The following is a 24,024-nucleotide window of genomic DNA, read 5'->3' on the forward strand; positions in this document are numbered from 1 at the left end:
GGCTTAAGAGCCGAAGGCTTAAGAGCCGAGGCAGCGTCATCGGAGCCTCCCGGGGTCACCAGGGGAATTGTGCCTGATCAGGGCACCGTTCCAAGACACAAGAGCCGAGCCCACGCTCGGCTGCTTTTCCATGTGACGCTTTCAGTCCGACAATGGATTCACATCTTCAGTCATGCGCGACGGCCTACTGGGGCTATTGAGCGCCAGATGTTGCCGTTAGAGGGTTGCTGCAAAGACGTAGAGCGCTAGGCCGCAATTGCGAGCTGAAGGCGACACCTGGTTGAGCGTCAAAATCCTGCGTGTTTTATCTTCTGACGGATGAATGCCAAAGACACCTCAGGAGAAGGCTTGGACGAGCGGCTTACATCAGCGCTACCTGCCTTGTATCACCGAATTGGCCAATCACTGATTGATGCCGTGCCTACCGACCAATGCGGGATCTGGCTGAACTTCGAGATCATCAAGAATGCCTGGTCGGGTTGGGCGTTCTACCGCAAGCCGTCAGGCTCATACGGCTATCTAGATATTCCAGAGGATGCGGAAGCAGCGCTCCTGGAGATGCATCAGCTCTTTGCGCAATGGCACCATGCACTCTGGACGAGTTCGACGTTTCATCTGGATCCAGAGAACAAGATGGAAACCGAGCTCGGATATGAGCAGCTTTCCGAGGATGAGTTCATCGATTCCCTGGGTCGGGAGCAGGCTTGGCAGGACCGCTATCTCGGGGCTGACGCTCAGATTGACTGGCAGAGCTACTAAGCTTGGTTGGTTGCAGTAGCCGAGCATGGGCTCGGCTCTACAACATCTTCAGCAACCGGTGGCGCCGGGCGATGCCCGGCGGCTGCGCCGGTTACGGCTTCACGTCCACCCACACCAGGTGGTGGTCGCTGCCGTCGGCGATCTTCGCTTCCGGGCTTTCATTGGCCGGCCAGAAGACGCCGCTGCCGACGTACTCGAAGCCGGTCGAGGGCAGCACGTAATCCAGGCGCATGGTGCCGGACTTCGGGCCGAAATCGCCGGTGGCATGGAACGGCGCGCCCTTGCGCACGATGCCCTTGGCCGCATAGGCCAGGCTGGTCTGCTCGCCACCGACGCTGCGCGGGGTGGGGTAGCGCAGCACGCGGGCGTTCTCGATCAGCTCGACGATCGCCTCATGACGGCCATCGCCATCGACCGGATCGTTGTTCAGATCGCCGAAGATCACGAAGCGCGCGTCCTGGGCCAGGCCGCCGCACTGGCCTTTGTCATCACACAGCCAGGGCTTGTCGCCGGCCGACAGGTATTCCTGCCACAGGCGCAGTTCGTCGTGGTTGCGCGCGGCGTTGCGCTTTTCCGGGCCGTCGAACACCGGCGGCGTCGGGTGCGAGACCAGCGCGTGGACCACGCCCGCCGGGGTCTTCACCGGCACGTCCCAATGCGACTTCGAGGACAGGCGCAGCTGCGACCACACCTGGTCGTTGTAGAAGCTCTTGCCGGTGCGCGGATCGACCGGGCGGATCGCGCCGGGCATCGTGCTCCACTTCAGCAGCTGGAAGCTGCGCACCTTGGCTTCGTCGATCGGGTAGCGCGACAGCACCAGCATGCCGTACTGGCCCGGGTGCAGGCCGTAGCCCCACGCATCATTGCCACGGCTGCGGCCTTCGCCGCCAACCGTGCCATTGCCGTCCAGGTCCAGGCCGCTGGGCACGCCGGTGTTGACCGGGGCCAGGTAGCGGTAGGCGAAGTGCAGCGGCTTGCCGCCGCCGGGCTGGGCTACTTCCAGGTAGCGCTTCTGGAACAGGTCGGCGGCGCGGTGCGCGTCGTCGAAGTCGAATTCGTTCAGCAGCACCAGGTCCGGGCGCACCTGCTGCAGCACCGCGGCGATCTTGCGCGCGTGCTCGCTGTTGCCTTCCAGTTCCTTGATCAGGCCGCCGGCATCATCCGAATACAGCGAGGTGTTGTAGGTAGCCAGGCGCAGCGTCGAGGACGGCTTGTCGGTCATCGCAGGGGACTTGGCGAAGGCGGGGGCGCTGGCGCCGCAGAGCAGGGCCAGGGCGAGGATGAGGGGATGGCGGCGGGTGATGTTCATGGGCCGTATTGTGCACCCGGCCCGGTGTCAGCGGTTTGTCAGCGTCCGTCCAGATCGCTGTCGAAATCATGCCAGCGGCGGCCGTCGTAGGCCTCCAGCGGGCGGTAGCGGCGCTTGTAGTCCATCTTCTGGTGGCCGCGGATCCAGTAGCCGAGGTACAGGTGCGGCAGGCCCTCGCGGCGGGCCCACTCGATCTGCTGCAGGATGGCGAAGGTGCCCAGGCCGCGCGCGGCATGGTCCGGGTCGAAGAAGGTGTAGACCGCCGAAAGGCCGTGCTCGGTCACGTCGGTCACCGCCACCCCCAGCAACTGGCTGGGCTGGCCGCCGTGGCCGGGCAGGCGCATTTCCAGGAAGCGGGTATGCGACCAGCTGCCGATCAGGAACTGCTCGAACTCGTGCGGACCGTGGTCATCCATGCCGCCGTTGGCATGGCGGTGGGTCAGGTAGCGGTGGTAGAGGTCGAACAGATCCTGGCGCGGCATGGCGGCGGTGATGCGCACCTCCAGGTCGGCATTGCGCGCGGCGCAGCGGCGCTGGCTGCGGTCGGCGGCAAAGCGCGCCACCGGGATGCGCACGGCCACGCAGGCATGGCACTGCGCGCAGTGCGGGCGGTAGACCAGATCGCCACTGCGGCGGAAGCCCCAGCTCAGGGCCAGCGGGTACAGCCCACCCAAGCGGCGGTCCTGCGGGTCCAGCACCAGATCACGCGCAACGCGGTCCGACCAGTACCCGCAGGGGTGCTCGCCGGTCTGGAACAGTCTCAGTTCGTCGTCTCTGTCGCCGTGGATCGCCATGGGCACAGCATAGCCCCAGCGTGTCGCAATGGCCGCGACTGTCCGCCGGATGAACGGAGCCGGTCGCTGCGTCAACCGATGGTGCGCCCGGGCGTTGTTGTCTCCCGAGGGTGAAGTGATCACCTCGACGCAATGACGCTATCCCCATACCAGGAGTGACTCCATGATCCGTACCCCCCTGCTGCTGGCCCTGCTGCTGGGCACTTCCGCCACCGGCATCGCCCTGGCCGCCGATACCCCCGCCAACCCGAACGCCCCGGCGCAGCGTCATGCCAAGCTGGACACCAATGGCGATGGCGTCATCGACCGCAGTGAAGCCGCCGCCAACCCGCGTTTGGCCGCGAAGTTCGACGAACTGGACAAGAACAAGGACGGCAAGCTGTCGCGTGACGAGCTGCCGCGCTGGAAGCATGGTCGTCGTGGTGGCCACGGCGACTGGATGGCCAAGCTGGACGTGAACAAGGACGGCCGCATCAGCCGTGAGGAAGCCAAGGCCGACCCGCGTCTGGCTGCCCGCTTCGACCAGATGGACGTCAACAAGGACGGCTACCTGGACAAGGCCGACCGCGAGCTGCGCATGAAGCAGCACCGTGATGCCTGGTTCGCCGCCGCCGACACCAACAAGGACGGCCAGCTGAGCAAGGCCGAGTTCGATGCCGCCAAGGGCCCGATGCACGGTGGCCCGCGCCATGGTGGCCCGCGTGATGGCAACGCACCGAAGCCGCCGCGCTGAATCCTGCGGTAGTGAACAGCGACAACGCCGGCATCATGCCGGCGTTGTTGCGCCGACCGGTTACAGCCGTCCGCCGCGCGCCAGTGAATACACGACCAGGCCGATCACCGCGACGTTCATCATCACGATGCCGGTCCGGCCATAGGCCAGTTCGTAACTCCAGTGCGTGCCGGTACGGCCGCGCCGTGCCCCATCGCGGGCGATCAGTGGTTTCATGATGCGCTGCAGGGGCACCAGGCATTGGTAGTTCACAGCCCCCATCCCGGCCACGAGGATGAGCAGATGCAGCCACAGCGGTGCCTGCAGCATGAGTGCAACCAGCAGGCTGGTGCAGACCACCATCGCAGTGAACGTATTGAGGTGCACGAACCGGCGCACCGCTGCCTGTTCCTCCGGCAGGTGTGCATAGCGCAGCAGGAAGCGGCCGCCGAGATAGCTGCCGGCGACGCCGCCGATCACGCCACCGGCAATGGCGGCCCAGTTGCTGGCGGGAATCAGGTGCAGCTGGCTGGCAGCGGCGGTCAACGAACCCATGGCGGTACCGCCTGCGGCACTCACACCACCCAGGCCCAGCTTGCTGCCGCCTACGCCCACCCCGGTGCCCAGCAGGATCGCCGCGCTGGCCGTGCCCGGTGTTGCCACCAGCACCATCGACACCACCGTTGTCGCAAACGCGGCGCTGGGTGCACTGCTGCGGGCGAACTCGCCAAAGCGCTGCAGCAGGCCGTCGCGTACCTGCGCGCGGGCTCGCGAAAGGCGCTTGCGTACGGCCGCATCGCTCAGCCCGAGCAGATCAGCCACCTGCTGCGAGCGCTGGCCTTCACGGTAGTAGAGCAGCAGCACTTCGCGGCTGTCGCTGGGCAGGGCCGAGATGATGTCCTCGGCGGCCACTTCTTCCTCCAGCCGCTGCAGCCGGTCGGCCGCGCCCGGCGTCGGGTCGGCGGCCATGCCCAGCGCGACCTCGGCGGCGTCGCCGGTCAGCGGTCGGCCGCGCTGCGCGCGCAGCCAGTCGCGGGCCAGGTTGCGGGTGATCTGCCGCAGCCACGGCAGGAAGCTGGTCGAGCTGCGCAGCTGGTGCAGCTGCTGCCAGCCTTTGACGAAGGCCTCCTGGGCGATGTCCTCGCTGGCCTGGCGGTCGCGGGTGATCGCCAGGGCGATGGCGGTGACCGTGTTCTGGCAGGCCAGCACGATGCGCCCATAGGCGTGCTGGCAGCCAATGCTGGCCGCCGGCAGCTCGCGTTCCAGCGTCTCGTCGATCGTTGCAGCGAAAGTCGTCATGGCGGCAGCTCCTGCTGGAATTGTGTCCCAAGACGGAGCTGCGCGCAGTTTGTGACCGGTCCGCTTGCCGGTAGCGCCTGCGGGGCCGGCTGCGTCTGCTGCGGCTGGGCCTGTGGGGCCGGGGCCGGTGCAGCGGGGGCCGGGGCGCCACGGTGGCGCAGGCCGATCACCAGCGCCACGCCGGCGATCACCACCAGCAGGGCGATGCGGATGCGCCAGGCCCAGCCGCGGCCACTGCCGGTGGTCTCGGCGGTATCGCGGAAGGCGAATTCGGCGGTCGGGTGGTCGCGGCGGGTGGTGTCGAGCAGGCGTGCGTCACGCAGGATCTCGCGTGCACGCGGCTGGTCGTCGGCACGCACGATCCACACCGCCGGGTAGCCCTGGCTGTTGCCCAGGTCGGTATAGCTGAACTGGCCACGGCGACGGGTCTTGTACGAGCGGCCGTTGGTCACCTTCACTTCGATGTCGTGGCTGCGCAGCAGCTCGGCCACGCCCTCGACGGTTTCCACGCGCTGGCTGCTGAAAATCTGGCGCATTGCTTACTCCTTGGCCGGCACGGCGGCCGCGGCATCCTGGTCCGGCACCACGCGGATCAGGCCTTCCTGGGCGGTGCTGGCCACCAGCACGCCATCACGGGTGAAGAACTGGCCGCGGGCCAGGCCGCGCGAGTCCTGCGCGCTGGGGCTGTCCAGCGAATACAGCAGCCAGTCGTCGGCGCGGAACGGGCGGTGGAACCAGATCGCGTGGTCCAGCGAAGCCATCTGCACGTGCGGATGGTAGTAGCTGATGCCGTGCGGGAACGTCGCCGTGCCCAGCAGATGGAAATCGGACGCATAGGCCAGCAGCGCCTGGTGCAGCTCGGGCGCATCGCCGACCGGCTCGCTCAGGCGCAGCCACACCTGGTGGTAGGGAGGGCGCTTGGGCGGGTTCAGTTCGTCGCGCGGGTAGACGTGGCGGAACTCGAACGGGCCGCCGCGCGAAAGCCAGCGCTGCACCTTGATCGGCAGCCGCTCCAGCACCTCGGCCGGCAACGGGCGGTTCGGTTCGATGTCCTCCGGCTGCGGCACCTCGGGCATCTTGTGCTGGTGCTGGGCACCGGTCTCGGCCTGCTGGAACGAGGCCGCGCAGAAGAAGATCACCTTGCCGTGCTGGATCGCGGTGACCCGGCGCACGGAGAAGCTGCCGCCATCACGGGTGCGGTCCACGTCATAGACGATGGGGTGGTCGATGTTGCCGGCGCGCAGGAAATAGGCATGCAGCGAGTGCACGTGGCGGCCGTTGTCGACCGTGGCCTGCGCCGCCGCCAGTGCCTGGCCCAGCACCTGGCCGCCGAACACGTACTTGGTGCCGATGTCGCGGCTCTGCCCGCGGAACAGGTTGTCCTCCAGCCGCTCCAGGGTGAGCAGGTCGATCAGCTCGGAGACGACGGGTTCGGGCATGTCGTTCAAGGGGGCGGCCACAGCAGTGAAGAAGGCTCGATTATACCGGTCAGGGGTCGATCCCTTTCGCTTTGCGAAAGGGCTCTGACCCCGGGAGTACGCAGTCGAGCAAGCTCGACTCTACTTGCCCAGCCTGACCACCAGTGCCTGCAGGGCATTCTGCGCATCCGGCGCGAACCAGGCCTCGACGAACCGGTCCAGCTGGATCAGGTCCGGGTGCAGGGCTTCCTGCAAATCGGCGCGGGCCACCGCGCGGGTCAGCAGCATCGGCTGGCGCGGCTGCTTCAGCAGGTTCTGCAGCCAGGCAATGGCACGTGCCACCACCAGGTCGGCGTCGGCCAGTTCATCGACCAGGCCGATCTGCAGCGCCTGTTCGGCCGGCACCAGCGCGCCGGTGGTAAGCAGGATGCCCGAACGGTGCACGCCCACCGCACGGCGCAGCAGGCGCTGGATGCCTTCGGGCGCCACCAGGCCCACCTGCACCTCGTTCAGACCGATGGCATAGGGGCGGGCCGGGTCCGCACTGCGCGCCATCACCCGGTAGTCGCAGCACAGCGCCAGCACGCAGCCGCCGGCCGGCGCATGGCCGGTGATGGCCGCCACCACCGGGATGCGGCTCTCGGCCACGCTGCGCACCGCGCCGAAGAAGGCGTTCCAGCTGTCCAGCAGCTTGTGCTTGTCATCGCCGTGGGAGAGCAGGTGCGGCACGTCCATGCCACCGGTGAAGACCCGCTCGCTGCCCGACAGCACGATGCCGTGCGCGTCTTCGGCCATCGCCAGCTCGATGGCATGGATCAGCTGCCGGCACAGTTCGGTGTCCAGTGCGTTGACCGGCGGCCGCGCCAGACGCAGTTCGCGGATGGGGCCATGGTTGATCACCTCGATGAGCGTCGTCATGCTGCGGTCTCGTTGCGGACAGGAATCTGAGGCGATGATAACCAAACCATTCGTTGGCGTATTGTTGCTGCTGTGTGCGGGCGCAGCATCGGCGGCGACCGCCGTGCCGGCCTGCGTCACCGTGCAGCAGGGCTGGGCGCGCCTGCCGCCAAACCCGGCCATGTCGATGACCGCCGGCTACGGGGTGATCCACAACGGCTGCGCCAAAGCGGTGGCCATCAGCGGCGCACGCAGCGCCCGCTTCGGCGACGTATCGCTGCACGAAACCACGATCGTCGATGGAGTCAGCCGCATGCGCGCGGTCGAGCGCCTGCCGCTGGCACCGGGCGCGCGCGCCGAGCTCAAGCCCGGTGGCCTGCACCTGATGCTGATGGAGGGCAAGGGCGCGCTGAAGGAAGGCCAGGTCGTGCCGCTGCAGCTGCAGCTGGAGGGCGGTGGCGAAGCCCGCGTGACGTTGACGGTGCGCAAGGCCGCGCCGTAACGCGTCGCCCGTTCCGCCGGGCATGGCCCGGCGCTACCGGTGATGATCCGGCGGTCATGCCTGGGTAGCGCCGGGCCATGCCCGGCGGGGTTTTACGACCAATCGTAGGAGAACAGCACTGTGCGGCTCACCGGTTCGTACAGCATGACGATGGCATCGGCGCCGCTGGCGCACCAGTTGTAACCGGCCACTTCGGCCACGGCGAAGAATGGGTTGCCATCGCGGCGGATGATGGCCCGTTCCGCATCGTCCGGCGCATGCCGGTCATCGGCGGCTGCGGTGAATTCCAGGGCAAACGCCGGCGGAATGTCGGTGGTCTCGATCCAGTTGCCGGTCGAGATCTGTCCACCCAGGGTATCCAGCCACGCCTGTTCGCCCGGCTCGCCATCGCCGTAGCGCGCATAGCTGGCCAGTTTCCCGTGCTGCTGGAAATACACCTCGGCCTTGGCGTAGCTGTCGCGCATCTCGGCAATGTGTGCGCGAGCGTCTTCCTCTTCCACGGCGTCGCCCTGGAAATACCCCTCGTTGCCAAGGAAACGCATGCGGTTGTCGGCGGTCAGCTCGAAGGCGATCCAGTTGGCGGCCGTCAGGTCGTTGTGGTGTTCTTCGGTGTATTCGCCGATCAGGCCTTCATACGGCTCGATCGGGCAAAGCATCGTCGCCACCTGGCCCGCCAGTTCCGGGCGCAGCACGCCGAGGTCGATCTTCAGCAGCGGCAGCAGGTGCTGCGCGAGCCACGCCTGATCGGCAGGGAATACATCGGCGGGGAAGGGGACCATGCCGGGCAGCAGGTCGCGCAGTTCGGTCTGGTGGATCATCTCAGTCCTTTGAATTGCAACGGTAGCGCCGGGCCATGCCCGGCGGATCAAGCGCCGACCAAGGTCGGCATCTACCAGAAGCGGATCAGGTGGAAGCGTTGCGGATCGCGTCCGGCAGTGGCGCGCTCTTGCCGGTCTGCGTATCCATCCACACCACCACCACGTTGCCGTCCGAATACAGCTTCGTGTCGTCCTGCTGGTCGACGATGCGGTGGCCGATGGTCACGCTGCTGTTGCCCAGGCGCTCGACGAACAGCTCGACCAGGATGTCGTTGGGCCACACGATCGGCAGCCGGTAGTTGACGTTGGTCGCAGCCACCACCGGTGCGATGCGGTCGGTCATCGACACGCCTTCCACGCCCAGCATCCAGCGCACGCGCGCTTCTTCCAGGTAGGAAATGTACTTGGCGTTGTTGACGTGGCCCATGCTGTCCATGTCACGCCAGCGCACGCTGATCGGAATGCGGGCAAGGATCTTGTGTTCGCTGCTCATCAGGCGTCCTTCTTCTTGGTGGTGCTCTTGCTGGCCTTGCCGGTGCTCTTGGCGGCCACGGCCTTCTTCGCGACCTTCGCCGGCTTTTCGGGCTTCACCTTGCGCGGCGGGCGGGCGTCGGGCTTGTTGGCCACGGCAGCCGGCTGTTCCGGGCGCGCGCTGGTCGAGGGCAGCATGCGGGCCAGGAACTGGCCGGTGTACGACTGCGGGCAGGCCGCCACGTCTTCCGGCGTACCGGTCACCAGGATGGTGCCACCGCGGTGGCCGCCTTCCGGTCCCAGGTCGACAATCCAGTCTGCGGTCTTGATGACGTCCAGGTTGTGCTCGATCACTACCACCGTGTTGCCCTCGTCGCGCAGCTTGTGCAGCACGCCCAGCAGCGCTTCGATGTCATGGAAGTGCAGGCCGGTGGTTGGCTCGTCGAGGATGTACAGGGTGCGGCCGGTATCACGGCGCGACAGTTCCTTGGACAGTTTCACGCGCTGCGCCTCACCACCGGACAGCGTGGTCGCGCTCTGGCCCAGCTTGATGTAGCTCAGGCCCACGTCCACCAGCGTTTCCAGCTTGCGGGCGATCGACGGCACCGGTTCGAACAGCTTCAGCGCATCTTCGACGGTCATTTCCAGCACGTCGTTGATGTTGTAGCCCTTGTACAGGATCTCCAGCGTCTCGCGGTTGTAGCGCTTGCCGTGGCAGACATCGCAGGGCACGTACACGTCCGGCAGGAAGTGCATCTCGACCTTGATCAGGCCATCGCCCTGGCAGGCCTCGCAGCGGCCACCGCGCACGTTGAAGCTGAAACGGCCCGGCGAATAGCCGCGCGCGCGCGCTTCGGGCACCTGTGCGAACAGTTCGCGCAGCGGCGTGAACAGGCCGGTGTAGGTAGCCGGGTTCGAACGCGGAGTGCGGCCGATCGGCGACTGGTCGATGTCCACTACCTTGTCGAACAGATCAAGACCGTCGATCTGCTTGTACGGCGCGACCGGGTGCGAAGATCCGTTGATCTCGTTGGCGGCCAGCGAGAACAGGGTGTCGTTGATCAGGGTCGACTTGCCGGAGCCGGACACGCCGGTCACACAGGTCAGCAGGCCCGACGGAATCGCCAGGTCCACGCCCTTCAGGTTGTTGCCGCTGGCACCGCGCAGGTGCAGGGTCATCTTCGGGTTCGGCTTGTGCCGGCGTTCCGGGATCTTGATGGAACGCTTGCCCGACAGGTACTGGCCGGTCAGCGAGCGCGGTGCATCCAGCAGATCCTGCAGGGTGCCCTGGCCGACGATCTCGCCGCCATGCACGCCCGCACCCGGACCGATGTCCAGCACGTAGTCGGCCAGTCGGATCGCATCCTCGTCATGCTCGACCACGATGACCGTATTGCCCAGATCGCGCAGGCGGGTGAGGGTGCCCAGCAGGCGCTCGTTGTCGCGCTGGTGCAGGCCGATGGATGGCTCGTCGAGCACGTACATCACGCCGACCAGGCCGGCGCCGATCTGGCTGGCCAGGCGGATGCGCTGTGCTTCGCCACCGGACAGGGTGTCGGCCTTGCGCTCCAGGGTCAGGTAATCCAGGCCGACGTCGACCAGGAAGCCCAGCCGCTCGCCGATCTCCTTGACGATCTTCGCGGCGATCTCACCACGCCAGCCCGGCAGGCTCAGCTCGCTGAAGAACTTCAGTGCTTCGTCGATCGGCAGCACCACCAGCTCCGGCAGCGGGCGGTCGGCCACGAAGACGTTGCGTGCGGCCCGGTTCAGGCGCGCGCCGTTGCATTCAGGGCAGGCGTGTTCGCTGATGTACTTGCCCAGCTCTTCCTGCACCGCCGCCGACTCGGTTTCCTTGTAGCGGCGTTCCAGGTTGGGAATGATGCCTTCAAAGCGGTGCTTGCGCTGGGTGCGGCCACCGGCCTCGGTGAAGTAGGTGAAGGTGATTGACTCATCGCCGCTGCCGTACAGCACGGCCTGCTGCACCTTGGCCGGGAGCGAGTTCCATGCTGCATCGGTGTCGAACTTGTAGTGCTTGGCCAGCGAGGCGATCAGCTGGAAGTAGTAGGCGTTGCGACGGTCCCAGCCGCGCACCGCACCGGCGGCAAGCGACAGTTCCGGGTGCACAACCACCCGCGCCGGGTCGAAGAACTCGGCCATGCCCAGGCCATCGCAGCCGGGGCAGGCGCCCATCGGCGCGTTGAAGGAGAACAGGCGTGGTTCCAGCTCGGGCAGCGAGTAATCGCAGACCGGGCAGGAGTACTTGGAGGAGAACAGGGTCGGCGCGGTCGCGGCGTTGTCCAGGCTCTGTACCGAGGCCATGCCGTCGCCCAGCTTCAGCGCGGTCTCGAAGCTCTCGGCCAGGCGCTGCTTGATGTCCTCGCGCGGGCGGAACCGGTCGATCACCGCTTCGATGGTGTGCTTCTGGCGCAGCGCCAGCGGCGGCACCGCGTCGATTTCATACAGCTCGCCGTCCACGCGCACGCGCACGAAGCCCTGCGCCCGCAGCTGGTCGAAGACCTGGGCATGCTCGCCCTTGCGGTCGCGGATGACCGGGGCCAGCAGCATGTAGCGCTGTTCCGGGTCCAGGGTCAGCACCTGGTCGACCATCTGGCTGACCGTCTGCGCTTCCAGCGGGTAGCCGTGGTCCGGGCAGCGCGGGGTGCCGACGCGGGCGTACAGCAGGCGCAGGTAGTCGTAGATCTCGGTGATGGTGCCGACGGTCGAGCGCGGGTTGTGCGAGGTCGACTTCTGCTCGATCGAGATAGCCGGGGACAGGCCCTCGATGTGGTCCAGGTCCGGCTTCTCCATCACGCTCAGGAACTGCCGTGCATAGGCCGACAGCGACTCGACGTAGCGGCGCTGGCCTTCTGCATAGATGGTGTCGAACGCCAGCGAGGACTTGCCCGAGCCGGACAGGCCGGTGATCACGATCAGCTTGTCGCGGGGCAGGTCGAGATCGATGTTCTTGAGGTTGTGCGTCCGCGCGCCGCGGATGCGGATGAAATCCATCGCCATGGGGGATCCGGTTATGGGGGGACGTTGGCTGGGTGCCGGGCCAGCGGGGGGACGGGCAATCGGTCAGCCTACCGAGGTGACCAGATGGGGGCAATAAGCGACAATGCCAGCCCGGTGTCTCACCTTGTGAGACAAGGCGACAGCTTTGTGTAGAGCCGAACCATGCTCGGCTGCCTGGTCCCGGGCCGTCCAGCCGAGCATGGTTCGGCTCTACTGGGACGGGGCGGGGCCGCCCAGGGGTTGACTTGACCGGCGCCCAATGATCTGCGTACAATCCCGCTCCTGTCCGCCCTCGATGGCGACAGTCCATAGACCACAATAACTACAGAGGAAGTCTGGTCATGTACGCAGTACTGGTCACCGGCGGTAAGCAATACCGCGTGGCGCAGGGCGAAAAGCTCCGCATTGAAAAGCTCGAAGTCGAAGTCGGCAGCGAGATCAAGTTCGACAACATCCTGCTGCTCGGCGACAGCGATGGCATCAAGATCGGCGACGCCCTGAGCGGCGCAGCGGTCACCGCCACCGTCCTGTCCCAGGGTCGTGCTGACAAGGTCCGGATCATCAAGTTCCGTCGCCGCAAGCACCACATGAAGCGTCAGGGTCACCGTCAGTACTACACCGAAATCGAGATCACCGGCATTGCCGGTGGCAGCAAGTAAGGAGATAGGTCATGGCACATAAAAAAGGCGTAGGCTCTTCGCGCAACGGTCGCGACTCCAACCCGAAGTACCTGGGCGTCAAGATCTTCGGTGGCCAGGCCATTGAAGCCGGCAACATCATCGTGCGTCAGCGCGGCACCCAGTTCCACCCGGGTTCGGGCGTCGGCCTCGGCCGCGACCACACCCTGTTCGCCCTCGTGGACGGCAAGGTGGAGTTCTCGGTGAAGGGCGCCAAGAAGCGTCGCACCGTCAGCGTCGTGTCGGTCGAAGCCTGATAAGGCTGGACTGGCGGCCATGCCCCGGCATGGCCCTGCTGGTCGAATCGCACGCTGCATGAAGAGCCCCGCTTCGGCGGGGCTTTTCGTTGGAATCAGTGGTACAACGGGCACGGCCCGACATTCAAGCAAGGCGGCGGCACGCAGGCCGCGCCCATCGCAGGCATCGAAACAATGAAACTGGTAGACGAAGCAGAAATCGAAGTGTTCGCCGGCAACGGCGGCAACGGCTGCATTGGCTTCCGTCGCGAGAAGTTCATTCCGCTCGGCGGCCCGGACGGCGGCGACGGCGGTGCGGGCGGCAGCGTGTACATCCGCGCCGACGAAAACCTGAACACCCTGGTCGACTTCCGCCATGACCGCATCTTCAAGGCGCAGCGCGGCGAGAACGGCATGGGCCGCCAGGCCTATGGCAAGGGCGGCGAAGACCTGACCATCACCGTGCCGGTCGGCACCGTGATCATCAACGTGGCCACCGACGAAATCATCGGCGACCTGACCCAGCACGGCGACCGCCTGCTGGTAGCGCAGGGCGGCCGTGGCGGCCTCGGCAACATGCACTTCAAGAGCTCGACCAACCGCTCGCCACGCCAGGCGCTGCCGGGCGAGCCGGGCGAAGAGCGCACGCTGAAGCTGGAGCTGAAGCTGCTGGCCGACGTCGGCCTGTTGGGCTTCCCCAACGCCGGCAAGAGCACCCTGATCCGCGCCGTCTCGGCGGCAACGCCGAAGGTGGCTGATTACCCGTTCACCACGCTGTACCCGAACCTGGGTGTGGTGAAGGTGGAGAACTACCGCAGCTTCGTCATCGCCGACATTCCGGGCCTGATCGAAGGCGCGGCCGACGGTGCCGGCCTGGGCGCGCAGTTCCTGCGCCACCTGCAGCGCACCCGCTTGCTGCTGCACCTGGTGGATATCTCCCCCATGGAAGGCGGCGTGGAAGGCATTTCCCCGGTCGAGCAGGTGCGTGCCATCGAGCGCGAGCTGGAAAAGCACGATCCGGAGCTGCTGCAGAAGCCGCGCTGGCTGGTGCTGAACAAGGCCGACCTGATGTTCGAGGACGAGGCCAAGGCCGCGGCCGAGCAGATCGTAGCCGAGCTGGGCTGGAAGGAGCCGTGGTTCCTGGTCTCGGCGTTGGGTCGCGAAGGCACCTTCCCGATCATGAGCCGGGTCATGGCGTTCTTCGATCGCCAGAAGGAAGACGAACTGGAAGCCCGCAACGCGCAGTAGAGTCGACTGTCAGTCGACTGACGTTGACGAGAAAAACCCGGCTTCGGCCGGGTTTTTCATTTTCCGGTAGCGCCGGCCGCTGGCCGGCAGCCCTGGCGGGGTAGAGTCGACTGTCAGTCGACTGCCTTTGGCGGAAAATGGCAAAACCCCGCGCTGCGCGCGTTAGTCGACTGACAGTCGACTCTACCGGGTCGACATCATCGAGCGGGTCGACATCACCGGATGCGTGGCAATCCCAGATCGCGGGCAACAAAAAACCCGGCCGAGGCCGGGCTTTTGTCTGCTGCCCGACCCCGAAGGACAGGGCGGCAACGCCGGATCAGGCGGCCTTGAGGGCCTTGATGCGGTCGTTCAGGCGGCTCTTGTGACGAGCAGCCTTGTTCTTGTGGATCAGGCCACGCGCGCTGAAGCGATCCAGGATCGGCTGGGCAACGGCGAAGGCGGCTTCGGCGCCGGCGGCATCGTTGGCGTCCAGCGCCTTGATCACTTTCTTGACAGCGGTGCGCAGCATCGAGCGCTGAGCCACGTTGCGCGCGTTGCGCACGACGGTCTGCTTGGCGCGCTTCTTGGCGGACTTGATATTGGCCACGGTGGTGGTTTCCTGAAAAAATCGGTGTTATGGGAACAGCAAGCTAGCTAGTATGATGGCGTAAGAAATGCACGTCAAGTCGATTGTCAAGAGGGACGCTGAGTGAGTTCACCCAAGTTGTTGCGGGGCCTGCTGTCGTTCAGCAGCATGACCATGGTCTCGCGCGTTCTCGGACTCGTCCGGGACTTCGTGGTGACCACCACGTTCGGCACCAACGCCATCACTGATGCTTTCTGGGTCGCCTTCAGGGTACCCAATTTCCTGCGCCGTTTGTTCGCCGAAGGCTCATTCGCGACCGCTTTCGTGCCGGTGTTCACGGAAGTGAAAGAGACCCGCAGCCATGCAGAGCTGCGCGAACTGATGGCGCGCACGGCCGGCACCCTCGGCGGCATCCTGATGCTGGTGACCGCCGTGGCGCTCATTTTCGCGCCGCAGCTGGCGTCGGTGTTCTCAAGCGGGGTTGATACCGATCCGGTCAAGCAGGGCCTGCTGGTCGACCTGTTCCGCCTGACCTTCCCGTTCCTGCTGTTCGTCTCGCTCACCGCCCTGGCCGGTGGCGCGCTCAACAGCTTCCAGCGCTTCGCCATGCCGGCGCTGACCCCGGTCATCCTCAACCTGTGCATGATCGCTGGCGCGCTGTGGCTGGCGCCGCGGCTGGGCGGCACCCCGGAAAAGCAGATTCTGGCGCTGGGCTGGGCGGTACTGGCCGCCGGCATCCTGCAGCTGCTGTTCCAGCTGCCCTCGCTGAAGGGTATCAACCTGCTGACCCTGCCGCGCTGGGGCTGGACCCACCCGGGCGTGCGCAAGGTGATGACCCTGATGGTGCCGACCCTGTTCGGCTCCTCGGTGGCGCAGATCAACCTGCTGCTGGATACCGTCATCGCCGCCAAGCTGACCGACGGCTCGCAGTCCTGGCTGTCGCTGGCCGATCGTTTCCTTGAGCTGCCACTGGGCGTGTTCGGCGTGGCCCTGGGCACGGTGATCCTGCCGGCGCTGGCCCGCCACCACGTCAGCACCGACCGCGAGGGCTTCTCGCGCTCGCTGGACTGGGGCCTGCGGATGACCCTGCTGATCTCGGTGCCGGCCATGCTGGGCCTGCTGTTCCTGGCCGAGCCGCTGATCGCCACCATTTTCCAGCACGGCCAGTTCAGCGCCTTCGATACCCGCATGACCGCGCTGTCGGTGTACGGCCTGAGCTTCGGCCTGCCGGCGTTCGCCCTGCTGAAGGTGGTGCTGCCGGCGTTCTATGCCCGCCAGGACACCAGGACCCCGGTGCGCGCCGGCGTGGCCGCGCTGGTGGCCAACATGGTGTTCAACTTCGCCCTGCTGGCCGTGCTGTACCAGGTGATGGTGCCCGACGAGCTGAAGGCGCAGGGCGTGATGGCGGTCATCGGCAAGCAGCCGGGCCTGCATCTGGCGCTGGGCATTGCCAGTGCGCTGTCTAGTTACCTGAACCTGGGCCTGCTCTGGTACTGGCTGGGCAAGACCGATGTCTACCAGCGCCGGCCGGGCTGGGGCGGCTATCTGGTGCGCCTGCTGGTGGCCTGCGTGGCCATGGTCGGCGTGCTGCTGGCCCTGCTGCACTGGCTGCCGGCCTTCTCGGCCATGGGCGTGTGGGAGCGGATTGGCGCTCTGGCGCTGCTGGTCGGCGGCGGTGGCGCGACCTACGGCGTGGCCATGCTGGCGATGGGCTTCCGCCCCCGCGACCTGCGCGGGCATTGATCGGGGCCCACGACGGCTATACTTCAGGGTTACACCATTGAAGCGGCGGCCCCGGGTGGGCCGGAACGAGAGTTGATGAGCAGGCTGTTCAGAAGCGTCGAGGGCGGGGAGCTGTTCCCCAACGGAAGCGTGGTCTGTATCGGTGCATTCGACGGCCTCCACCTGGGGCATCGTGCGCTGGTCCGCCACGCGGTCGCCCGCGCGCGCGCCTTGGGCGTGGCCGCGGTGGCCGTGGCATTCGAACCGCTGCCGCGTGAATTCTTTGCCCAGGGCACGCCGCCGCCGCGGCTGACCCTGGCCCGCGGCAAGGTCGGCATCCTGCGCGAGCTAGGCGTGGATGCGATCGGCCTGCTGCGCTTCGACGCGGTGATGGCGGCCATGCCGGCCGAAGACTTCGTCCACACGCTGCTGGCGCAGCGGCTGGGCGCGCGCGAAGTGTGGATCGGCCCGGAGTTCTGCTTCGGCAATCGCCGTCGCGGTGATCTGGCCCTGCTGCAGGCGATGGGCGGCGAGCTTGGCTTCACCGCCGGCGAGATCGAAGCGGTCGACCTGCATGGCGATCGCATCTCCAGCACGCGCATCCGCCAGCTGCTGCAGGCCGGCGATTTCACCCGTGCCAACGATCTGCTCGGTCGCCCCTACGCAATCAGCGGGCGGGTGGTGCGTGGGCGCCAGCTCGGCCGCACGCTGGGCTATCCCACTGCCAACCTGCGCTTTCCGAAGACGCCGGCGCTGTCGGGCATCTACGCTACCTGGGTACACGGCGTGTTCGACCAGCCGTGGCCCTCGGTGTCCAGCTTCGGCACGCGGCCGACGGTGGACGGCGTGGAGCCGCTGCTGGAAGCGCACCTGTTCGATTTTCAGGGCGACCTGTACGGTCGGCACATCGACGTGGAATTCGTCGCCAAGCTGCGCGACGAAGAGAAATTCAATGATCTGGCGGCACTGACCGACCAGATGCACCGCGACGCCGACCAGGCGCGCACCATCCTTTCCGAACATAGATTGCGAGCCACTGCGTGAGCCAGGACTACAAGACCACCCTGAACCTGCCAGCCACCGAATTCCCGATGCGCGGCGACCTGCCCAAGCGCGAGCCGGGCATTCTGGCGCGGTGGGAAGAGCAGGGGCTCTACCAGCAGCTGCGTGACAACGCCGCCGGCCGCCCGCTGTTCGTGCTGCACGACGGCCCGCCCTACGCCAACGGCCGCATCCACCTGGGCCACGCGGTCAACAAGATCCTCAAGGACATCATCGTCAAGTCGCGCTACCTGGCCGGCTTCGATGCGCCCTACGTGCCGGGCTGGGACTGCCACGGCCTGCCGATCGAGATCGCGGTGGAAAAGAAGTGGGGCAAGGTCGGCGTGAAGCTCGACGCGGTCGAATTCCGGCAGAGGTGCCGTGAGTTCGCCGAAGAGCAGATCAACATCCAGCGCGCCGATTTCAAGCGCCTGGGCGTGACCGGCGACTGGGACAACCCGTACAAGACCCTGAGCTTCGATTTCGAGGCCAACGAGATCCGTGCGCTGGCCAAGGTCGTGGCCAACGGCCACCTGGTGCGTGGCGCCAAGCCGGTCTACTGGTGCTTCGACTGCGGCTCGGCACTGGCCGAGGCGGAAATCGAATACCAGGAAAAGGAATCGCCGGCGATCGACGTGGCCTACGCCGCGCGCGATGCGCAGGCCGTGGCCCAGGCCTTCGGCGTCAGCCTGCCGGGCGACGTCGAAGTGGCCGTGCCGATCTGGACCACCACCCCGTGGACGCTGCCGGCCTCGCTGGCCGTGTCGCTGGGCGCGGAGATCCGCTACGTGCTGGCCGAAGGCCCGGCGCACAACGGCAAGCGCCGCTGGCTGGTGCTGGCCGCTGCCCTGGCCGAGCGCGCCCTGCAGCGCTATGGCGTCGAAAACGTGGTGCTGCACGGTGAAACCACCGGCGCGGCGCTGGAAAACCAGCTGCTGGCGCACCCGTTCTACCCGGAGCGCGAGATCCTGGTGCTCAACGGCGAACACGTGTCCGACGAGGACGGTACCGGTGCGGTGCACACCGCCCCCGGCCACGGCCAGGAAGACTACGTGGTCAGCCAGACGTACGGCCTGCTGGACACGTACAACGCCGGCCAGATCACCCCGGTCGACGGCCGTGGCGTGTACCTGGAATCGACCCCGCCGGCCGGTGACGTGGTGCTGGCCGGCCAGCACCTGTGGAAGGCGCAGGACGCCATCGTCGGCGTGCTGCGCGACAACGGCGCGCTGCTGGCCTTCCACCCGATCCGCCACAGCTATCCGCATTGCTGGCGCCACAAGACGCCGGTGGTGTTCCGCGCCACCCCGCAGTGGTTCATCTCGATGGACAAGGCCAACCTGCGCAACGATGCGCTGGCCGCCATCGATACCGTGGGCTGGTTCCCGAGCTGGGGCAAGGCGCGCATCCAGAGCATGGTCGACGGTCGCCCGGACTGGACCATCTCGCGCCAGCGCACCTGGGGCGTGCCGATCGCACTGTTCACCCACCGCCAGACCGGCGAGATCCACCCGCGCACGGTGGAGCTGATGCAGCAGGTCGCCGATCGCGTCGAAGCCGAGGGCATCGACGTGTGGTATTCGCTGGACGCGGCCGAACTCCTGGGTGCCGAAGCGGCCGACTACGAGAAGGTCACCGACATCCTCGACGTCTGGTTCGATTCGGGCGTCACCCATGAAGGCGTGCTGGCCGCGCGTGGCTTCGGCAAGCCGGCCGACCTGTACCTGGAAGGTTCCGACCAGCACCGCGGCTGGTTCCAGTCCTCGCTGCTGACCGGCGTGGCCATCGACCAGCGTGCCCCGTACAAGCAGTGCCTCACCCACGGTTTCACGGTGGACGAGCACGGCCGCAAGATGTCCAAGTCGCTGGGCAACGGCATCGAGCCGCAGGACATCATGAACAAGCTGGGCGCGGACATCCTGCGCCTGTGGATCGCCTCGGCCGACTACAGCAACGAGATGTCGCTGTCGCAGGAAATCCTCAAGCGCAACGCCGATGCCTACCGCCGCCTGCGCAACACCGCGCGCTTCCTGCTGGGCAACCTGGATGGTTTCGATCCGGCCCGGCACCTGCGCCCGCTGAACGAGATGGTCGCGCTGGACCGCTGGATCGTGCACCGCGCCTGGGAACTGCAGGAAAAGATCAAGGCTGCGTTCGACAACTACAACATGGCCGAGATCGTCCAGCTGCTGCTGAACTTCTGCAGCGTGGACCTGGGCTCGCTGTACCTGGACGTGACCAAGGACCGCCTGTACACGATGCCGACCGATTCGCACGGTCGTCGTTCGGCACAGAGCGCGATGTACCACATCGCCGAAGCGTTCACCCGCTGGATCGCGCCGATCCTGACCTTCACCGCCGACGAGCTGTGGGGCTACCTGCCGGGCGAGCGTGCCGGGCACGTGCTGTTCACCACCTGGTACGACGGCCTGGCGCCGCTGCCGGCCGATGCCCAGCTCAACGCCGCGGATTTCGACCAGCTGCTGGCCGTGCGCGAGCAGGTGGCCAAGGTGCTCGAACCGATGCGCGCCAACGGTGCCATCGGTGCTGCGCTGGAAGCGGAAATCACCATCGCCGCCAGCGAAGAGCAGGCCGCGAAGTGGCAGCCGCTGGCCGATGAACTGCGTTTCCTGTTCATCAGTGGCGACGTGCAGGTGCGCCCGGCGACCACCGACGAAGTGTTCGTCAGTGCCCAGCCGACCCAGAAGAGCAAGTGCGTGCGCTGCTGGCACCACCGCGCCGACGTCGGCAGCAACGCCGACCATCCGGAGCTGTGCGGCCGCTGCGCGGACAACATCACCGGGGCCGGTGAAGTGCGGAGCTGGTTCTGATGGCCGCGCCCCGTCCGCATCCCAACGCCCTGGTCTGGCTGCTGCTGTCGGCCGCCATCATCGGCCTGGACCAGTGGTCCAAGGCCTGGGTGCTGTCGAGCCTGCCGGAGTTCCAGCCGGTGGTGGTCATCGACGGCTTCTGGAACTGGTACCGCACCTACAACACCGGCGCTGCGTTCAGTTTCCTGAGCGACGCCGGTGGCTGGCAGAAGCACCTCTTCACCGTGCTGGCCATCGCCATCAGCGCCCTGATGGCGTGGTGGCTGCGCGCCACCGCCCGTGGCAACTGGAAGGCCGCGCTGCCGTACGCGCTGATCATCGGTGGTGCCATCGGCAACGTGATCGACCGCCAGGTGCACGGTCACGTGGTCGATTTCATCCAGTGGTATATCGGTGACCATGTCTGGCCGGCCTTCAACGTGGCCGACTCGGCCATCGTGGTCGGTGCCGTGGGCATTGCCCTGTTTGGCCTGTTCGACGGCAAGTCCGCCAAAAAGGCGGATAATGCCACCCCGAAACCGTAAGCCGGCCGCTGCCGGGAGACTGAACTGATGGATGTGCTGCTCGCCAACCCGCGTGGTTTCTGTGCCGGTGTCGATCGTGCGATCGAGATCGTCAAGCGCGCGATTGAAACGCTGGGCGCGCCCATCTACGTCCGCCATGAAGTGGTGCACAACCGCTTCGTGGTCGACGACCTGAAGCAGCGCGGTGCAATCTTCGTCGAAGAACTCGATGAAGTGCCGGACAACAACACGGTGATCTTCAGCGCGCACGGCGTCTCCCAGGCCGTGCGCCAGGAAGCCGACCGTCGTGGCCTGAAGGTGTTCGACGCCACCTGCCCGCTGGTGACCAAGGTCCATTTTGAAGTGGCCCGCCACTGCCGTGCCGGCCGGGACGTGGTGCTGATCGGCCACGCCGGTCACCCGGAAGTGGAAGGCACCATGGGCCAGTGGAACCGCGAAGCCGGTACCGGCCAGATCTACCTGGTCGAGGACGTCGAGCAGGTCGCCACGCTGGAGATCAGCCAGCCGACGAACTTCGCCTACACCACCCAGACCACGCTGTCGGTGGACGATACGCGCGGCATCATCGATGCACTGCGCGAACGGTTCCCGGAGATGCAGGGCCCGAAGAACGACGACATCTGCTACGCCACCCAGAACCGCCAGGACGCCGTGCGCGATCTGGCCAAGCGCTGCGACCTGGTGCTGGTGGTGGGGTCGCCGAACAGCTCCAATTCCAACCGCCTGAGTGAGCTGGCCCGCCGCGAAGGCGTGGAGAGCTACCTGATCGACGGCGCGCACGAGATCGACCCGCGCTGGGTGGAAGGCAAGCAGCACATCGGCGTGACCGCCGGCGCCTCGGCACCGCAGGTGCTGGTGGATGGCGTGCTGGCCCGCCTGGCCGAGCTCGGCGCGAATGGCGTGGGCGAGCTGGACGGCGAGCCGGAATCGATGGTGTTCGCGCTGCCGAAGGAATTGCGTCTGCGGTTGGTGGACTGACTGCGGAAGGTGTTTCGCCGGGCATGGCCCGGCGCTACCGGGTGCATGTGATCTACGCATGGCGTGGATCTACCCGCCGACGATCGGCACATCGCATCCCCCGTAGATCCACGCCATGCGTGGATGGGCGCGCGCCCATGACCTTTGGCCATGGGGCCACGCACCACACAGGCCTAGCATCAAAGGTTCTACCGTAGCTGGAACCTGCCTGATGAAGACCCGTGCCCTGGTGATGTCCGTGCTGTTCGCGCTGGCGGCCACGCCCGCGCTGGCGCAGACCCCGCCGCCGGGCGATGCCGCGGCCCCTGGATTGCTGCGCATCGATGTGGATGCACGTGACCTTGCCCGTCGCATCTTCAAGGTGACCGCCACCGTGCCGGTCAAGCCCGGCCCCGTCACCCTGCTGTACCCGCAGTGGATTCCCGGCAACCATTCGCCCACCGGCCCGATCGACAAGCTGGCCGGCCTGCGCGTGACCGCCAACGGCAAGCCGCTGGCCTGGCAGCGCGACCAGTTCAACGTCTATGCGTTCAAGGTGGACGTGCCCGAGGGTGTAAGCGAGATCGTCGCCCACTTCGATTTCCTCTCCTCGCAGGGCGGCAGCCAGGGTCGTGTGGTGATGACTCCGGAGATGCTCAATCTGCAGTGGAACGCCAACTCGCTGTATCCGGCCGGCGTCGATGCGCGCAACCTGCAGACCCAGGCCAGCGTGACCCTGCCCAAGGGCTGGGGCTATGCCACTGCACTGGAAACCGCGCGCCGCGATGGCGACACCGTGGTGTTCAAGCCGATCTCGTATGACCACCTGGTCGATTCGCCGCTGTTTGCCGGCGAGCACCACCAGCGCATCGACCTCGACCCGGGCGCGAAGGTGCCGGTGCACCTGAACGTGTTCGCCGACGACGCCAAGTCGCTGAAGCCGACCGACGCGCAGATCAAGCTGCATCGCGCATTGGTGCAGCAGGCCGACAAGCTGTACGGCGCGCGCCACTACGACCACTACGAATTCCTGCTGGCCCTGACCGACCGCCTCGGCGGCATCGGCCTGGAGCATCACCGTTCCAGCGAGAACAGCGCCGCGCCCGGCTACTTCACCGAGTGGGACAAAAACGCGTGGATGCGCGACCTGCTGCCGCACGAGTACACCCATTCCTGGAACGGCAAATACCGTCGTGGTGCGGACCTGGCGACGGCCAACTTCAACGTGCCGATGGGCGACAGCCTGCTGTGGGTGTACGAAGGCCAGACCCAGTTCTGGGGCCAGGTGCTGGCCGCGCGCTCGGGCCTGTGGTCGAACGAGCAGACCCGCGACATGCTGGCCAACGTGGCGGCGACCTACGACCGTGGCCGCCCGGGCCTGGCCTGGCGCGCGCTGCAGGACACCACCAACGACCCGACCATCGCCCAGCGCCGCGGGCTGGCCTATCGCAACTACCAGATGAGCGAGGACTACTACTCCGGCGGGCAGATGCTGTGGCTGGAAGTGGAAGGCAAGCTGCGCGCGCTGAGCGGCAACCGCCGCAGCCTGGATGATTTCGCGCGTGCGTTCTTCGGCGTCGGCAATGGCGACTGGAACGTCAAGCCGTACACCTTCGAGGATGTGGTGGCGACCCTCAACGGCATCGCACCGTACGACTGGGCCAGCTTCCTGCGGCAGCGCCTGGACGGGCACGGTTCGCTGACGGGTGGCCTGGAGCTGGCGGGATGGAAGCTGGTCTACCGCGATACGCCCAACGAGGCCTACAAGGCGCAGGAAAAGCGCGCCAAGGCCGCCCTGCTGGCGTACTCGCTGGGTGCCACCGTGCTCGACACGGGCGTGGTCGGTGATGTGATCTGGGACAGCCCGGCCTTCAACGCCGGCCTGGCACCGGGCATGAAGGTGATTGCCGTGGGTGGCCGCGAGTACAGCAGCGAGCGCCTCAAGGACGCGGTTGCTGCCGCGGCCAAGGACAAGGCGCCGATCGTACTGCTGGTCAAGCAGTTCGACCGCATCGACACGATGAACATCGATTACCACGGTGGCCTGCAGTACCCGGTGCTGGAGCGCATCGCCGGCAAGCCGGACCGCCTTGCCGAGCTGTGGAAGGCGCGATGATATATTGATCTCTGTAGAGTCGACCGTTGGTCGACTTTGCCCTTCGTAGAGTCGAGGGGGGGGGGGGGGGGGGTGGTGGAGGTCAAGCTGCGGGCCGCCCAGAAAGAAGA

At 66.6% G+C, this 24,024-nt stretch carries 22 protein-coding genes; 12 read left to right on the plus strand and 10 right to left on the minus strand.

The genetic code is table 11. The annotated features are described in order from the left end of the window. The first annotated feature begins 348 nt into the window (after positions 1–348). Complete coding sequence (locus FJU31_RS17735) at positions 349–759, plus strand: immunity protein YezG family protein (protein WP_188115528.1); 411 nt, start codon at positions 349–351, stop codon at positions 757–759. A 91-nt stretch (positions 760–850) separates the two neighbouring features. Here FJU31_RS17735 and FJU31_RS17740 read toward each other — a convergent pair whose 3' ends face one another. After that, entirely contained in the window at positions 851–2,068 is a 1,218-nt protein-coding gene (locus tag FJU31_RS17740) for an endonuclease/exonuclease/phosphatase family protein (protein ID WP_150455913.1), read from the minus strand. Positions 2,069–2,106: 38 nt separating this feature from the next. After that, a complete protein-coding gene (locus FJU31_RS17745) occupies positions 2,107–2,862 on the minus strand; it encodes an arginyltransferase (RefSeq protein WP_150455914.1) in 756 nt (251 codons plus the stop codon). 163 nt (positions 2,863–3,025) lie between these two features. Here FJU31_RS17745 and FJU31_RS17750 point away from each other — a divergent pair, with 163 nt between their 5' ends. After that, positions 3,026–3,595, plus strand: a complete 570-nt coding sequence (locus tag FJU31_RS17750; protein WP_150455915.1) for an EF-hand domain-containing protein — start codon at positions 3,026–3,028, stop codon at positions 3,593–3,595. Positions 3,596–3,655: 60 nt separating this feature from the next. Here FJU31_RS17750 and FJU31_RS17755 read toward each other — a convergent pair whose 3' ends face one another. From FJU31_RS17755 to FJU31_RS17770, 4 genes are all read right to left on the minus strand, one after another. After that, a complete protein-coding gene (locus FJU31_RS17755) occupies positions 3,656–4,873 on the minus strand; it encodes an RNA polymerase sigma factor (RefSeq protein ID WP_150455916.1) in 1,218 nt (405 codons plus the stop codon). Continuing rightward, positions 4,870–5,409, minus strand: a complete 540-nt coding sequence (locus FJU31_RS17760) for a DUF2007 domain-containing protein (protein WP_150455917.1) — start codon at positions 5,407–5,409, stop codon at positions 4,870–4,872. The genes FJU31_RS17755 and FJU31_RS17760 overlap by 4 nt, the downstream gene beginning before the upstream one ends. A gap of 3 nt (positions 5,410–5,412) precedes the next feature. Next, positions 5,413–6,312, minus strand: coding sequence for an acyl-CoA thioesterase II (gene tesB, locus FJU31_RS17765; protein WP_108768173.1), 900 nt, complete (start codon positions 6,310–6,312; stop codon positions 5,413–5,415). A 120-nt stretch (positions 6,313–6,432) separates the two neighbouring features. Then, on the minus strand, positions 6,433–7,209 hold the full coding sequence (locus tag FJU31_RS17770; RefSeq protein ID WP_150455918.1) for an enoyl-CoA hydratase/isomerase family protein: 777 nt from the start codon (positions 7,207–7,209) through the stop codon (positions 6,433–6,435). A 34-nt stretch (positions 7,210–7,243) separates the two neighbouring features. Here FJU31_RS17770 and FJU31_RS17775 point away from each other — a divergent pair, with 34 nt between their 5' ends. Further along, on the plus strand, positions 7,244–7,690 hold the full coding sequence (locus tag FJU31_RS17775) for a copper chaperone PCu(A)C (RefSeq protein WP_150455919.1): 447 nt from the start codon (positions 7,244–7,246) through the stop codon (positions 7,688–7,690). Positions 7,691–7,782: 92 nt separating this feature from the next. On the opposite strand, the gene FJU31_RS17780 is transcribed toward FJU31_RS17775, so the two are convergent. From FJU31_RS17780 to uvrA, 3 genes are all read right to left on the minus strand, one after another. After that, positions 7,783–8,508, minus strand: coding sequence for an enolase (locus FJU31_RS17780; protein WP_150455920.1), 726 nt, complete (start codon positions 8,506–8,508; stop codon positions 7,783–7,785). Between the two features lie 85 nt (positions 8,509–8,593). Beyond that, positions 8,594–9,001 carry an acyl-CoA thioesterase gene (locus FJU31_RS17785; RefSeq protein ID WP_150455921.1) on the minus strand — a complete coding sequence of 136 codons (408 nt, stop codon included), beginning with the start codon at positions 8,999–9,001 and terminating at the stop codon, positions 8,594–8,596. Further along, positions 9,001–11,994 (minus strand): excinuclease ABC subunit UvrA, encoded by a 2,994-nt coding sequence (gene uvrA / locus FJU31_RS17790; RefSeq protein ID WP_150455922.1) that lies wholly within the window; start codon positions 11,992–11,994, stop codon positions 9,001–9,003. The genes FJU31_RS17785 and uvrA overlap by 1 nt, the downstream gene beginning before the upstream one ends. 341 nt (positions 11,995–12,335) lie before the next feature. Here uvrA and rplU point away from each other — a divergent pair, with 341 nt between their 5' ends. From rplU to cgtA, 3 genes are all read left to right on the plus strand, one after another. Then, a complete protein-coding gene (gene rplU, locus FJU31_RS17795) occupies positions 12,336–12,653 on the plus strand; it encodes a 50S ribosomal protein L21 (RefSeq protein WP_004148331.1) in 318 nt (105 codons plus the stop codon). Between the two features lie 11 nt (positions 12,654–12,664). Continuing rightward, a complete protein-coding gene (gene rpmA / locus FJU31_RS17800) occupies positions 12,665–12,928 on the plus strand; it encodes a 50S ribosomal protein L27 (RefSeq protein ID WP_004148333.1) in 264 nt (87 codons plus the stop codon). A gap of 174 nt (positions 12,929–13,102) precedes the next feature. Continuing rightward, a complete protein-coding gene (gene cgtA / locus FJU31_RS17805; RefSeq protein WP_150455923.1) occupies positions 13,103–14,155 on the plus strand; it encodes an Obg family GTPase CgtA in 1,053 nt (350 codons plus the stop codon). A 319-nt stretch (positions 14,156–14,474) separates the two neighbouring features. Here cgtA and rpsT read toward each other — a convergent pair whose 3' ends face one another. Next, on the minus strand, positions 14,475–14,744 hold the full coding sequence (gene rpsT, locus FJU31_RS17810; protein WP_005408560.1) for a 30S ribosomal protein S20: 270 nt from the start codon (positions 14,742–14,744) through the stop codon (positions 14,475–14,477). Between the two features lie 117 nt (positions 14,745–14,861). Between rpsT and murJ the strand changes: the two genes are divergently transcribed. From murJ to FJU31_RS17840, 6 genes are all read left to right on the plus strand, one after another. Continuing rightward, positions 14,862–16,466 (plus strand): murein biosynthesis integral membrane protein MurJ, encoded by a 1,605-nt coding sequence (gene murJ, locus FJU31_RS17815; RefSeq protein WP_150455934.1) that lies wholly within the window; start codon positions 14,862–14,864, stop codon positions 16,464–16,466. 75 nt (positions 16,467–16,541) lie between these two features. After that, positions 16,542–17,489 (plus strand): bifunctional riboflavin kinase/FAD synthetase, encoded by a 948-nt coding sequence (locus tag FJU31_RS17820; protein ID WP_150455924.1) that lies wholly within the window; start codon positions 16,542–16,544, stop codon positions 17,487–17,489. Further along, positions 17,486–20,317, plus strand: a complete 2,832-nt coding sequence (gene ileS / locus FJU31_RS17825) for an isoleucine--tRNA ligase (RefSeq protein ID WP_150455925.1) — start codon at positions 17,486–17,488, stop codon at positions 20,315–20,317. The genes FJU31_RS17820 and ileS overlap by 4 nt, the downstream gene beginning before the upstream one ends. Continuing rightward, positions 20,317–20,841, plus strand: a complete 525-nt coding sequence (gene lspA, locus FJU31_RS17830; protein ID WP_150455926.1) for a signal peptidase II — start codon at positions 20,317–20,319, stop codon at positions 20,839–20,841. The genes ileS and lspA overlap by 1 nt, the downstream gene beginning before the upstream one ends. A 27-nt stretch (positions 20,842–20,868) precedes the next feature. Beyond that, a complete protein-coding gene (gene ispH, locus FJU31_RS17835; RefSeq protein ID WP_150455927.1) occupies positions 20,869–21,819 on the plus strand; it encodes a 4-hydroxy-3-methylbut-2-enyl diphosphate reductase in 951 nt (316 codons plus the stop codon). A 211-nt stretch (positions 21,820–22,030) separates the two neighbouring features. Beyond that, a complete protein-coding gene (locus FJU31_RS17840) occupies positions 22,031–23,914 on the plus strand; it encodes a M61 family metallopeptidase (RefSeq protein ID WP_150455928.1) in 1,884 nt (627 codons plus the stop codon). The last annotated feature ends 110 nt before the right edge of the window (positions 23,915–24,024 follow it).

The organism is Stenotrophomonas cyclobalanopsidis (assembly GCF_008710035.1).
Lineage (GTDB): Bacteria > Pseudomonadota > Gammaproteobacteria > Xanthomonadales > Xanthomonadaceae > Stenotrophomonas > Stenotrophomonas cyclobalanopsidis.

Coding starts and splice junctions, on each gene's coding strand:
- cgtA (WP_150455923.1), top strand. CDS start 13,103: ATGAAACTGGTAGACGAAGCAGAAATCGAAGTGTTCGCCGGCAACGGC.
- FJU31_RS17760 (WP_150455917.1), bottom strand. CDS start 5,409: ATGCGCCAGATTTTCAGCAGCCAGCGCGTGGAAACCGTCGAGGGCGTG.
- FJU31_RS17780 (WP_150455920.1), bottom strand. CDS start 8,508: ATGATCCACCAGACCGAACTGCGCGACCTGCTGCCCGGCATGGTCCCC.
- FJU31_RS17750 (WP_150455915.1), top strand. CDS start 3,026: ATGATCCGTACCCCCCTGCTGCTGGCCCTGCTGCTGGGCACTTCCGCC.
- FJU31_RS17770 (WP_150455918.1), bottom strand. CDS start 7,209: ATGACGACGCTCATCGAGGTGATCAACCATGGCCCCATCCGCGAACTG.
- FJU31_RS17785 (WP_150455921.1), bottom strand. CDS start 9,001: ATGAGCAGCGAACACAAGATCCTTGCCCGCATTCCGATCAGCGTGCGC.
- ispH (WP_150455927.1), top strand. CDS start 20,869: ATGGATGTGCTGCTCGCCAACCCGCGTGGTTTCTGTGCCGGTGTCGAT.
- rplU (WP_004148331.1), top strand. CDS start 12,336: ATGTACGCAGTACTGGTCACCGGCGGTAAGCAATACCGCGTGGCGCAG.
- rpmA (WP_004148333.1), top strand. CDS start 12,665: ATGGCACATAAAAAAGGCGTAGGCTCTTCGCGCAACGGTCGCGACTCC.
- lspA (WP_150455926.1), top strand. CDS start 20,317: ATGGCCGCGCCCCGTCCGCATCCCAACGCCCTGGTCTGGCTGCTGCTG.
- uvrA (WP_150455922.1), bottom strand. CDS start 11,994: ATGGCGATGGATTTCATCCGCATCCGCGGCGCGCGGACGCACAACCTC.
- FJU31_RS17740 (WP_150455913.1), bottom strand. CDS start 2,068: ATGAACATCACCCGCCGCCATCCCCTCATCCTCGCCCTGGCCCTGCTC.
- FJU31_RS17840 (WP_150455928.1), top strand. CDS start 22,031: ATGAAGACCCGTGCCCTGGTGATGTCCGTGCTGTTCGCGCTGGCGGCC.
- FJU31_RS17775 (WP_150455919.1), top strand. CDS start 7,244: ATGATAACCAAACCATTCGTTGGCGTATTGTTGCTGCTGTGTGCGGGC.
- tesB (WP_108768173.1), bottom strand. CDS start 6,312: ATGCCCGAACCCGTCGTCTCCGAGCTGATCGACCTGCTCACCCTGGAG.
- FJU31_RS17755 (WP_150455916.1), bottom strand. CDS start 4,873: ATGACGACTTTCGCTGCAACGATCGACGAGACGCTGGAACGCGAGCTG.
- FJU31_RS17745 (WP_150455914.1), bottom strand. CDS start 2,862: ATGGCGATCCACGGCGACAGAGACGACGAACTGAGACTGTTCCAGACC.
- FJU31_RS17820 (WP_150455924.1), top strand. CDS start 16,542: ATGAGCAGGCTGTTCAGAAGCGTCGAGGGCGGGGAGCTGTTCCCCAAC.